Consider the following 12,071-nt stretch of genomic DNA (forward strand, 5'->3'; position numbering starts at 1 on the left):
CTTACTTATTCTTCATGCTCCTCAAGGAATCGCTCAAACATGGCACCGATTTCATCACGTCCAGGAATCTTATGGGCGTCGCGCTGCGAGAGCGGAATAGCGACGTTTGAGGTACGGAAGTTTTCATCGTAATTCGCTTCCATCGTCGAAATCATACGCCCAATCTCTGGGTTCTCCTTGACCTGCTCATTAATTTGCCCATGAACAGCCCTCGCAGCCTCCCTAAGCTCATCACTCGGAAAAGCCAATCGGGTTGCCATACTCACGTGTTCAAGCGCGGTCAGCGTTCCCTGCGGTAAATCAGCATCAGAAACATACTGGGGAATATTAATACCGAATCCCACAGTATCGAAGCCGTTCTCGGTGAAAAGAACCTCTAAAAGATTCGTCATATTAGCATGCAAATCAGCTTTAGGACGCCATGGCGAAATCCCTTCAATGAGGTCTTTCCGAGAGCCATGCGCCGTCACCGGCATAGGACGTGTATGCGGCACAGGCATTGGAAACGCCGACACCAGCACCACAAGTGAAGGATCCAGCGTCCGCACAATAGACAACAACGCCTGCTGAAAACGCTGCCATTGATAATCAGGTTCTGAACCGGTCAAAAGCAAGAAAGGCTTATCAAGGGTATCTTCGACCGCATAAAGCTTCAGAGCAGGCATAATTGGCTGCTCAAAATGGTCTTTATTGAAGAAAATATGTGGTCTGCGGCTACGGTAATCATGAAGCTGATCCGTATCAAACTCCACAATCTCAATATTCTTAAGTTCCTTGAGAAGAAAATGCCCCAGCTGCCCCGCTGTGGATCCTGCATCCTGTGGGCTTGAGAGAGCAATAACCAGAGTGAGATTTTTCAACCGTGCATCATGAAGAATTTTATTATTCGCCAAATATAAATCTTCAGGGTTTAACATCTTCACTCCTTTCCCTCGCCGGGTTTAGTCTCTGAACTTTTTATTTTAATGTATGTGTCTAACCGCAACAGTACTATTTCCTAGTCTCTCGCGCGAGGCGAACACTCGTAAAAGCGTTAGAAGGGTATTTTCACCGTACTGTTCGTCAAGATTTCCGATACCCGCAGTGTACAGTAGAAACACATTACCCAATATCAATATTCCAACCCATTCGCGGAGGAACTATGTCGACAGCACTTTCTCTTCACACCAACGACCTGCAATCGCTGAATGCTGAGGTACTTGTTCTCGGTGTCTTTTCGGGAGAAGACGGACCTTACCTAGCCTCAAATTCACTTCCTGATGATTCGGCGCAGAGCATCAATAAACTTCTGGAGTCTCTAGGTGCCACAGGTGCTCTCGACCAAATACTTCGCCTCCCCGGCGTAGAAGGGGCATCGTCCGACATCATCGCTCTCATCGGTTTAGGCTCAGACACCACAATTGACCAGGAGCGCCTAGATGCCCTTCGCTTCGCTGCTGGCTCGGCAACCCGTCAGCTTTTAGGAACTGCACATATCGCGCTCGACTTCGGTAGTACCTCACGCGACGAAATTGAAGCTGTAGCTCACGGTGCCGTTCTCGGATCATTCTCCGAAGAAGGAGTACGCAGCAAAACTGCAGATTCTGTTCGAGACGAAGCGGAGTCCATCACCATTGTGGCAAAAGCCGATGCCAGCGAAGCCGAACCCGCCCTTGTGCGCGCCGTTATTCTGGGCGAAGCTGCCAAGGATGCGCGCCGCCTCGTCAATATGCCTCCTTCACACCTGTACCCGGAATCTTTTGCAAATCTCGCCACAGAGCTTGTCAAAGATTATTCAGATGTCAGCATTGAAGTCTACCCTTATGACCGTTTGCTCAAGGAAGGTTTTGGAGGCATCGCAGGAGTCGGTCAAGGCTCCCCACGGAAGCCCGCACTCGCCGTTGTTAAGTACACCCCCGAGAGCCCTTCTGCACATGTGGCTCTCGTTGGCAAAGGGATTACTTTTGATACCGGTGGAAACTCCCTAAAACCTGCGGCATCTATGATGACGATGAAATGCGACATGGCAGGTGCAGCATCGGTTCTGCACGCAGTTCTTGCGGCGTCCGAGCTGGAAATTCCGGTTGAGGTCACCGGATACCTTTGCCTCGCTGAGAATATGCCCGGCGGAGCTTCCCTGCGCCCCGAAGACATCATCACGATTCGTGACGGTCGCACGGTTGAAGTTCTCAATACAGACGCTGAAGGTCGCCTAGTCATGGCGGATGGTATTGCTCTTGCCTCCGAATCAAACCCTACCGTAATCCTGGATATTGCAACGCTCACGGGTGCAGCCATGGCGGCGCTGGGATTGCGTACCGCCGCGCTTATGGGTGATGAGGATATTCGCGACCGTGTACAACAGGCAGGGGCAAAATCCGGTGAGGCATACTGGCAAATACCACTCGAATCATATCTGCGTGCCTCTATGAATTCCCCAGTAGCTGATATTAAAAATATGGGTTCGCGCTACGGTTCCATGATGATCGCAGGGCTCTTCCTGCAAGAATTTGTAGGTGAAGGCATTCCCTGGGCACATCTCGATATTGCTGGTCCTGCCTTTAACGAAGAAGGTGCTTATGGGTTCACCCCTAAGGAAGGTACCGGTTTTGGCACCGCGACCCTGGTGAATTTCATCGAATCGTACGCACGGTAAAGGAAATATCCGCCTTATATCGGGGTCCCTAGACTGACGGTCTCAGGGCCCCGATACTGCTCTTCTTCTACGTGCAAAATATCACATCATAAATTCCAGGACGGTTACGCTCTTCAAAAAATTTGCACAGTTTGTGCGATTATTGCCCCAAATTAGCGTCAGGTGAACTTAAAGGGTCTAAAACAGAGGTATTGTTGTAGTGAGTGTTTTTCTGCTCTCTCATAGATGCGTGCCCTCACGCAAACCGGAAGGTGCGGGTCTGCTGTTTGACAGAAAAGCAATATAGATAAAGAACGCATTGCACCGGGGTTACAGCCCCACAATCTATGCAAGGGAGCAACATCGTGGCTCAAGAATTCGACATCCTCATCCTTGGCGGCGGTTCCGCTGGTTACTCTGCCGCTCTGCGTGCGCGCCAGCTGGGTTTTACCGTTGGCCTCGTTGAAAAGGAAAAAGTAGGCGGCACCTGCCTGCACACCGGTTGTATTCCGACGAAGGCATACCTACACGCCGCAGAATTGGCGGAGGACGCTCGTGAAGCCTCTAAAGTAGGCGTAAACGCCACCCTAGAGTCCATCGAAATGGGTAAGGTACGCGATTACAAAGATGGTATTGTCGCGGGTAAATTCAAGGGTCTCTCCGGTCTTTTGAAGATGAAGGGCGTAGAGGTTATCGCTGGTGAAGGCAAGCTGACCGCTCAAGATACCGTGACCGTCAACGGTACGGATTACAAGGGCAAGAATATTATTCTTGCTTCCGGCTCTATTTCTAAGACTTTTGGCCTGCCTATTGAAGGTCGAGTTCTGACCTCCACCGAGGCTCTTGAAATGGACTACCTGCCGAAGAGCGCTATCGTTCTCGGAGGCGGCGTCATTGGCTGTGAGTTTGCCTCCATGTGGAAAGCTATGGGTGTAGACGTCACTATTATCGAGGGTTTGCCCAACCTCGTTCCGAACGAAGATCCCGCCATCATCAAGGTTCTTGAGCGTGCCTTCAAGAAGCGCGGCATCAAGTTCAATACTGGTACTTTCTTTGAGAAGGTTGAGCAGGACGCTAACGGTGCAAAGGTAACCCTGGCAGACGGTAAGGTATTTGAGGCCGACATCGTGCTCGTTGCTGTTGGCCGTGGCCCCAACACTGCAAATATGGGTTACGAAGAGCAAGGTATCCCCATGGATCGTGGCTTCGTGCTTGCTAACGAGCGCCTGCACACCGGTGTTGGAAATATCTATGCTGTGGGTGACATTGTTCCTGGCGTTCAGCTTGCACACCGTGGTTACCAGCAGGGCATCTTTGTTGCCGAAGAAATTGCTGGTTTGAACCCCACCGTTGTTCCCGATGTTAATATTCCGAAGGTGACCTTTTGCGATCCTGAGATTGCTTCTGTGGGTTACTCCGAGCCGAAAGCGAAGGAGAAATTCGGTGAGGACAATGTTGAAGTTGCCGAATACAACCTAGCTGGTAATGGCAAGTCCTCAATTTTGGGTGCTTCCGGCATCGTCAAGGTCGTGCGTGAAAAGGACGGTCCGATCGTAGGCGTTCATGCTATCGGTAAGCGTATGGGCGAGCAGATCGGCGAAGCTCAGATGTGGGTTGATTGGGAAGCATTCCCCGAGGATGTTGCTAAGTTTATCCACGCTCATCCGACTCAGAATGAGTCTTTGGGTGAGGCTGCCATGGCTCTGAACGGTACCCCGCTACACGGCTAATTATCGCCTTATCAAATTATGGGTATGTCACAATAGACTGAGATGCCCTATCACCAGGGCAGAGAGTTACCCCATGTTTTGTTATCACACGAAAATTATGCGCGGGTGGCCTTGCCCAGTAAAAGTTTTTCTAGTTCAAACATTCACAAGGAGAATGGGAAGAGATATGTCCCACACCGTAGAATTGCCCGCATTGGGCGAATCCGTGACCGAAGGCACCGTGACCCGCTGGCTTGTAGCTGTCGGCGACACTGTAGCTGTGGACGATCCTATTGTCGAGGTTTCTACCGATAAGGTCGACACCGAGATCCCCTCGCCCGTAGCAGGCGTTGTTGAGCAGATCTTGGTGGAAGAAGACGAAGATGTTGAGGTTGGCGCTGCTCTCGTTGTCATTGGCGATGGTTCCAGTGCTCCCGCAGCTGCACCTGCCGCGCCCACTGCCGAGGCTCCTGCAGCATCCGCCCCTGCCGCTCCTGAGGCACCCGCAGCCGCTGCGGCGCCCGCTGCTGGCTCTGCCTCCGGTCAGGAAGTAACTCTTCCCGCATTGGGCGAGTCTGTCACAGAGGGTACCGTGACCCGCTGGCTGAAGGAAGTTGGTGAGCAGGTCGAGGTAGACGAACCTCTCGTAGAGGTTTCTACCGATAAGGTCGATACCGAGATTCCTTCGCCCGTGGCAGGTACCCTGCTCGAAATTCGGATTCCAGAAGACGAGGAAGCAGAGGTCGGCCAGGTTCTCGCCATCATTGGTGATTCTTCCGCCGCAGCTGCGCCTGCTGCACCGGCCGCCCCCGCACCTGCTGCGGCAGCACCGGCTCCTGCAACTCCCGCTGCGCCTGCAGCTCCTGCTTCTGCACCCGACACCCCCGCTACCCCGGCGGCTCCCGCCGCCGATGGCGAAGCATACGTAACCCCGCTGGTTCGTAAGCTCGCCAAAGACAATGGTATTGACCTGTCCACTGTGAAGGGCACCGGCGTAGGCGGTCGTATCCGCAAGCAGGATGTTCAGGCAGCTATTGACGCTAAGGGCTCGACTGCTCCTGCTGCTCCCGCTGCATCGGCAGCTCCCGCCGCAGACGGTGCTCCCAAGGCAGCACATACCTTTGAGGTTTCGACCAAGCGCGGTACCGTTGAGAAGACCGCACGTATCCGCCAGGTTATTGCAAAACGTATGCGTGAGTCCCTCGATATTTCCACTCAGCTGACTCAGGTTACCGAAGTGGATATGACCCGTGTAGCACAGCTGCGTGGCAAGGCTAAGGACGGCTTCCTCGCTCGTGAGGGCGCAAAGCTGACCTTCCTGCCGTTCTTCGCACAGGCTGTAACCGAGGCCCTGCAGCAGCACCCCGCCCTGAACGCTTCCATGACCGAGGATCTGAAGCAGATTACCTACCCCGATTCCGAGAATATCGCAATCGCTGTAGATACCCCCAAGGGTCTGCTCGTTCCCGTTATCAAGAACGCATCAGATCTCGGCATCGCTGGCTTGGCTAAGGCAATTGGCGACTTGGGCGGACGTGCACGCACCGGCGACATTGCTCCCGAAGAGCTGACCGGCTCCACCTTTACCATCACCAACATCGGTTCCTTTGGGGCTCTGTTTGATACCCCGATTATCAATCAGCCGAACGTGGCGATCTTGGGTACCGGCTCCATCGTGAAGCGCCCCATGGTGGTTAAGGACGTTGATGGCAACGATTCAATTGCGATTCGCTCCATGTGCTACCTCTCCCTCACCTACGATCACCGCGTGGTCGATGGTGCGGATGCAGGTCGCTTCCTGTACACCCTCAAGACTCGCCTGGAAGAGGCAAACTTTGAGGCTGAGCTCGGTCTCTAAAGGGGTCCTGGCATGATGTAGCATCGTGTTTCAAGGGGTGTGTTGGCGCATAAGCCAACGCACCCCTTTTTTTATTTTTTATTCTCCGTAGTTATGCCGAGTTTTTATTAAAGTAGACATTATAGTGACAGAGTGTCAGAATATTAGCTATGTTTCTTCTCAACAACGTTCTTGTGTTTTTGCACATCATAGGTGCCGCGATTATTATTGGGCTCTGGATTGCTCATTTTCGCACACCTAAAGTTCTGCCCGGGCAGTTTCACGCATCGCTTCTGATGCTCGTAACGGGCTTACTCCTGGTAGGAATTGCTGAGGTTACCGGCAGTCCTAACCACGTCAAAATTGCGGTTAAAATTCTTATTGCATTGAGCATTGCTGCTGCCGCATTCATCGGTCAACGCAAGTACAAGGCGGGAGAACCAATTTCAACAGGCTTAGCGCATGCAGTGGGCGGTCTTGCCGTCATTAATGTTGCCGTTGCCACCATCTGGCACTAAACAGCTCTTCACTTCGGCACAATGCTCTTGCCCATGTTCCCGGTAGTTTTTATAGTCCTACCGGGGATATGTTTTTAAGAGCTGTACGCTTGAACTCGCAGCTACCTCATCTATATGCAGCTCTCCCCTGGTGGTTATTTTTATTCACGGCTCACGGACGACCGTAGGCTGCACATCGGGCTCGTTGGGTGTTTCATCCGTGACTGGTGTTGCCGTGACAATACGCCATACCCCCTCGTCGCAATGCAGCTCAAAGATAACTGTCTGCACCGGCACACCGTCCACAAGGTGAACACCGGATTCTTTCTGCTCCGCATCCGTTGGGGCGTATCCGGGCGACTCTACTTCTGCGGTTATTCCTAAAGAGTCAGAGTCTCTGTGCAGAATACGGGTCAATGAGCGCAGTTTCAGCGTCGCCGCCCCCTGGGAGCTCAACGACTGATTGCGCTCCTCTATAACCTGAGTGAGAATAGCCTGCTCATCCTGCGGAGAGTTCACGACGGCAGGCTGAGTACTGTAAGAATCATGATGATGCATGGCTTCCGGAACCCAGATTGCCCCGGCTATTGCTCCAGCTCCTAAGATTATGAGACTCCCAACCCCCAGAATCATAAGTTTGCGGGTCGTAAAATTACGAACCTTTGAACGCCCACGGCTATGCCCAACTTTGAAAGTACTCTTCCCTATAAGTTTCTGAGCGTTCTGATGTCTAACCTTGGGCAGGGTCTTAGTGCTTTTAACGGTATTCGGTTCTCGCGAAGCAACAGGGAGTTTAGACCGTACTGACTCAGGCGCGCTGGTATAAGCGTTAAGAGGCTGCGTTTGGAATGCGCTGAATGCGTCAAGAACCTCCTGTACAGTAGCCTTAGGATCATCAAGCAGACGCTCAAGCTCGGTTCCCAATGTCTGCGGTACATCGGCAAGGAGCGGCAGCGGAATGCGTTGATGAGTCTGCCGAGGCGACTCTCCGGTGAGCGCATACCACAGAAGAGCCACAAAATCATGAACTCCGACATGTTCATGTTCATCCGGCTGGCGTTTACTCGCTTTGACAGAACTGGGCAGACAAAGAAACTCGGGGAGTCCAGCAACGGTTACCATCACGTGCTGAGGCTCTAGATGCTCAGGATAGATATGCGCTGCGTGTAAGCTCTTGAGACCCCATCCTATGTGGTGTGCCAAGGTCGCAACCTCGGCGAGCGGTAAGGTTCCACGTGCCTGCACAAGGGATTCGAGTGATCCTGCCTCAACCGGTTCGTACCAATAATAAGTTCCTGTCTCTGTGCCAGACGATTGCCTTTCGTCCCGCGTTACGGCTAGTACAGTGGCGACACCGGGTAAGGGTGGTAAACCGCAAAGTTTTTTAATCTGGTGCGATGGTATTTGCTGAGAATCATGACTTATCGCAAGGGTGTAAAGCCCCGGGGCTAATTGTTTGGGAAGTATACGATTCTTAACCGATGAATCTCTATTTGCATGTATCTTAACTGTCCAAATACTCAGGTTTGGTTCTTCGTGAAGATTTTCAAGGTATGTGATGCTATCGGTGTTCATACTCTAGATGTACCGGATTTTAGAAAAGCACCGTGAAAGTTATCCACAGGAACAAGGTTTTTAGCGATTTTCATGCTGTATAACGCGTTTCTGCTCGCCTTCTGCCTTGTTTATGACGTCATAATCTGTCATACAAAGTACGAGTTGTTTTCCTAGAGCGATGCTGCGGCCCAGAGCACGTGTAATCAGGAAGCCCTAATTTTTATCGTGGTCGTTCCGGTACTAAGGTAGAAGCTATGTCCGTAATACTTGAACGTGTGGGGTTTGCCCCTGACTATGTGAATTATGTTGAGAGCCTTGATATGCAATCTCGCCTTCATGCAGAGGTAGCGGCACGCGCTCGGCAAAACACTATTCTTCTGCTCGAACATGAGCCCGTGATTACGGCTGGCAAGCGCACTGAAGATCATGAGTACCCCACAGACCGTTCAACTCCAGTCGTGAAAATTGACCGCGGCGGAAAACTTACGTGGCATGGTCCCGGCCAACTGACCGGGTATCCCATTCTGAAACTTCCTGAACCTCTTGACGTGGTAGCGTATGTGCGCCTCCTAGAAGAAATTATTATGAATGTGCTCGCTCAGCTTGGCATCAAAGGCGAACGAGTGGAAGGGCGCAGTGGCGTATGGATTCTGGGCGATGGTATTACACCGGATAAGAAAATCGCCGCTATTGGGATTCGCGTTTCAAAGCAAACCACAATGCACGGGTTCGCCATTAACTGCTGCAATGAGACCGCGCCGTTCATGCAGTTCATTCCCTGCGGTATTACGGATGCTGGTGTCACAACAATCTCAGAGCAGCTCGGTCGTACAGTAACCCCGGCAGATATTCTAGGGCCCCTTGAGCGTGAGCTCATCAAATATCAGGATCGTTTGGCGATGCCTTTTGAACCCCTTGTTCCGCAGGAGCACAAGGTGGCACACGAGACGGCTGCGTAGCCACAAGGCTCAAGTATTTCACCTTGTCAGTGCCGCTTATCGATATTCGGCGGGTAATCCGAATAGAGATTTGTGTGCGTAAACAAGACTTAAAGACAAATAAACCATAATCCACGCCACAGTGTTTTTCGCCTGCACGATGCGGGCGTAAAATAGGTTTCAGCCCGTTTTAAACCGAGGGCGCATCCAGTTAGAAGGAGCAACACACATGAGCATTAAGCCTGAAGGCCGCAAGCTGCTGCGCGTCGAGGCTCGCAATGCTGAGGTTCCCATCGAGAAGAAGCCTCACTGGATTAAGACCAAAGCCGTTGTGGGGCCTGAATACAATGAAATGAAGGAACTGGCCCGGGGCCAGGGGCTTCATACAGTGTGTGAGGAAGCTGGCTGTCCTAATATCTACGAGTGTTGGGAAGACCGCGAGGCAACCTACCTTATTGGCGGTTCCGAATGCACTCGCCGCTGCGATTTCTGCAATATTGCGACTGGTAAACCTGCTGCAGTTGATTACGCTGAGCCCTTCAAAGTCGCTAAAAATGTTAAGGTTATGGGTTTGCGTTATGCCACGGTGACTGGTGTGGCACGTGACGATCTTGAAGACGGCGGTGCCTGGCTCTACGCAGAGACTACACGTCAGATTCACAAGATGTGCCCCAATACCGGTGTTGAGATGCTGATCCCTGATTTCAAGGGTAAGCCAGAGCATGTGCAGAAAGTCATTGATGCACGTCCAGAGGTTTTTGCGCACAACTTAGAGACTGTGCCGCGTATCTTTAAGCAGATCCGCCCGGCATTCCGTTATGAGCGATCACTCGATGTGATCACCCAGGGTAAAGAGGCTGGCATGGTCACGAAGTCCAACCTGATTCTGGGTATGGGTGAAACTAACGATGAGATTTACGAGGCGCTCTGCGATCTGTACGACGCCGGATGCGATATTATCACCCTGACTCAGTATCTGCGCCCCGGTCCCCTTTTCCATCCCATTGAGCGTTGGGTGAAGCCCGCCGAATTCCTGGAGTTCTCAGCTATGGCAGAATCCATCGGTTTTGCTGGCGTTATGGCTGGTCCGATGGTTCGGTCCTCATATCGTGCCGGTCGTCTGTGGGCACGCGCGATGAAGAAGAACGGCTATGAGATTCCAGAAAACCTTGCGCATATCGAAGATGGTGGTGCGGCTTTGCAAGAGGCTTCTTCCCTCGTCGCAGCGGGTTTCTAGAATAGTTCAGTCCGCAGAGACATAGATTTAGAAGGTTCCCCGGCTCGTTTCTTCCTAAAGGTTACGAATCGGGGAACTTTGTTTACCCCAACGAGTGCCAAACTTTAGACACATTTGCCGGGTTTGGCTGTTAGGTGAGTTTTTCCTTAGGAGAATGCACGGGCATCCAGGTCAAGAACAATCTAAGATAGAATAAATACTGCAGTCTTATACTGCATTTTCCTACCCGTTGTCCAGAGGAAGCACCGTGGCAGAAAAGCGCGAAGAGAAGAAAAAGCAGAAGAAAGATAAATCTCCGGGTACGTTTGCCCAGATGAAGCAGGTCTACCAGATGACCAAAAAATCTGACCCGAATATCGGGTGGATTCTGCTTCTTGCAGTGGTCGTTACCCTGCTTGTTTTTGTCCTGATCGGAGCGTTACTCAACAACATCATCACTTTTATTATTCTTGGTCTTGCGGTTGGCGTTCTTGCCGCCATGATTATTCTGGGTCGTCGCGCGCAAAAAGCAGCATTCACGCAGATCGAAGGACAACCTGGGCGTGCGGGTGCCGCCATGAACTCCGTGCGCCGTGGCTGGATTGTGGAAGAGCAGCCTGTAGCTGCGAACCGCAATCAGGATCTTGTTTTTCGTGGTCTCGGTAAGCCGGGGATTGTGCTGGTAACCGAGGGCCCGTCATCTCGTGTGCAGAACCTTGTGAAAAATGAGAAGAAACATCTTAACCGCGTAGTTCCCGGTGTTCCCGTACACGTGATTGAGACCGGTCACGACGAAAATCAGGTTGAGTTGAAAGATGTCGTCAAGACTATGAACAAGCTGCCTAAAGCCCTGACTCAGCAAGAAGTTCAGGGAGTTTCTAATCGTCTTAGTACCCTCAACCATGTGCGTAACCCCATGAACAGCATTCCAAAGGGTATAGACCCGAACCGTGTGCGCCCCGATCGTCGCGCAATGCGTGGGCGTTAAGAAACGGTACATCCTATGGTTGAGCCCCGACATCATGGTGAGGTCGGGGCTCAGCTTTTCTGTCTAATACCCGGAAAACAATATAAGCTCTCCGGCAATACAGTTCGCATCTAGCGGATGCGCACAAGTATAGTTCCTGCCGCGCGATCGTGAAGACCGCGTGAATTCGCATCCAAAATTACGGTGGGCAACACCAGCATGGTCAGCACAGCTCGGATAAGGGCTCGCTTCCAACCAGCGGGCCTGCCATCTAGAGTTTGCACCTGGACTCCAACCAGAAAATGCCCCAGAGTGTGCCCCATAAATCCCACGAGCACGATCAGGTACAGCAGAAAAATTCCTAGTGTCGTTAGACCATGTATTTGTACGTTTTGGCCTCCGACTAGCAGAAACGCAAGACCCAAGCATAGATACCAATCTATGATGAAACCTAAGAGGCGGCGCATTGGACGGGCTATAGCACCAGGTCCTGTTTCTGGTCTCCCCATGATCTCTCCGGGGTATTTTTGGTTACTGGGCGCGCCATTGATCCACGACCCAAGATCGTCACGTTCAATCATGGCTTCTATTATCCTGTATCTCTTTCCTAAACGTACGCCACCCTACCACATCTGCAACTTTGTAACACTACCGAAACATAATAGACACGACAGAGCAAAAAATACCCCCTATGCTAGATAGTGGTGCACAACTCATAAACTGGGCGCCACACCAG

Annotated in this window: 9 protein-coding genes and 1 pseudogene; 7 read left to right on the forward strand and 3 right to left on the reverse strand. The window is 51.8% G+C overall.

Translation table 11 applies throughout. From position 1 onward, the window contains the following. Positions 1-5: 5 nt before the first annotated feature. A complete protein-coding gene (locus tag HMPREF2756_RS10150; RefSeq protein WP_070554280.1) occupies positions 6-917 on the reverse strand; it encodes a PAC2 family protein in 912 nt (303 codons plus the stop codon). Between the two features lie 224 nt (positions 918-1,141). Between HMPREF2756_RS10150 and HMPREF2756_RS10155 the strand changes: the two genes are divergently transcribed. The 4 genes from HMPREF2756_RS10155 to HMPREF2756_RS10170 all read left to right on the forward strand — a co-directional run bounded on the left by HMPREF2756_RS10155 (position 1,142) and on the right by HMPREF2756_RS10170 (position 6,678). Next, on the forward strand, positions 1,142-2,635 hold the full coding sequence (locus HMPREF2756_RS10155; protein ID WP_048779044.1) for a leucyl aminopeptidase: 1,494 nt from the start codon (positions 1,142-1,144) through the stop codon (positions 2,633-2,635). 326 nt (positions 2,636-2,961) lie between these two features. Continuing rightward, complete coding sequence (lpdA, locus tag HMPREF2756_RS10160) at positions 2,962-4,344, forward strand: dihydrolipoyl dehydrogenase (RefSeq protein ID WP_004004973.1); 1,383 nt, start codon at positions 2,962-2,964, stop codon at positions 4,342-4,344. Between the two features lie 166 nt (positions 4,345-4,510). Next, positions 4,511-6,181 (forward strand): 2-oxoglutarate dehydrogenase, E2 component, dihydrolipoamide succinyltransferase, encoded by a 1,671-nt coding sequence (sucB, locus tag HMPREF2756_RS10165; protein ID WP_070620866.1) that lies wholly within the window; start codon positions 4,511-4,513, stop codon positions 6,179-6,181. 149 nt (positions 6,182-6,330) lie between these two features. Further along, the gene (locus HMPREF2756_RS10170; protein WP_070620868.1) at positions 6,331-6,678 is read left to right on the forward strand and encodes a hypothetical protein; all 348 of its coding nucleotides are present in this window, start codon (positions 6,331-6,333) and stop codon (positions 6,676-6,678) included. Between the two features lie 144 nt (positions 6,679-6,822). Here the strand turns inward: HMPREF2756_RS10170 and HMPREF2756_RS10175 are convergent, their stop codons facing one another. After that, positions 6,823-7,902 (reverse strand): hypothetical protein, encoded by a 1,080-nt coding sequence (locus HMPREF2756_RS10175; RefSeq protein WP_246825923.1) that lies wholly within the window; start codon positions 7,900-7,902, stop codon positions 6,823-6,825. A 563-nt stretch (positions 7,903-8,465) separates the two neighbouring features. Here HMPREF2756_RS10175 and lipB point away from each other — a divergent pair. From lipB to HMPREF2756_RS10190, 3 genes and pseudogenes are all read left to right on the forward strand, one after another. Then, a pseudogene (gene lipB / locus HMPREF2756_RS10180) lies at positions 8,466-9,173 on the forward strand (lipoyl(octanoyl) transferase LipB); the annotation flags it as partial. Between the two features lie 208 nt (positions 9,174-9,381). After that, the gene (gene lipA, locus HMPREF2756_RS10185) at positions 9,382-10,389 is read left to right on the forward strand and encodes a lipoyl synthase (protein WP_004004979.1); all 1,008 of its coding nucleotides are present in this window, start codon (positions 9,382-9,384) and stop codon (positions 10,387-10,389) included. A 247-nt stretch (positions 10,390-10,636) separates the two neighbouring features. After that, positions 10,637-11,356 (forward strand): DUF4191 domain-containing protein, encoded by a 720-nt coding sequence (locus tag HMPREF2756_RS10190; protein WP_048753778.1) that lies wholly within the window; start codon positions 10,637-10,639, stop codon positions 11,354-11,356. 110 nt (positions 11,357-11,466) lie between these two features. On the opposite strand, the gene HMPREF2756_RS10195 is transcribed toward HMPREF2756_RS10190, so the two are convergent. Continuing rightward, positions 11,467-11,916, reverse strand: a complete 450-nt coding sequence (locus HMPREF2756_RS10195; RefSeq protein WP_004004982.1) for an RDD family protein — start codon at positions 11,914-11,916, stop codon at positions 11,467-11,469. Positions 11,917-12,071 lie beyond the last annotated feature (155 nt).

It is taken from the genome of Rothia sp. HMSC067H10 (assembly GCF_001810635.1).
Taxonomy (GTDB): domain Bacteria; phylum Actinomycetota; class Actinomycetes; order Actinomycetales; family Micrococcaceae; genus Rothia; species Rothia dentocariosa.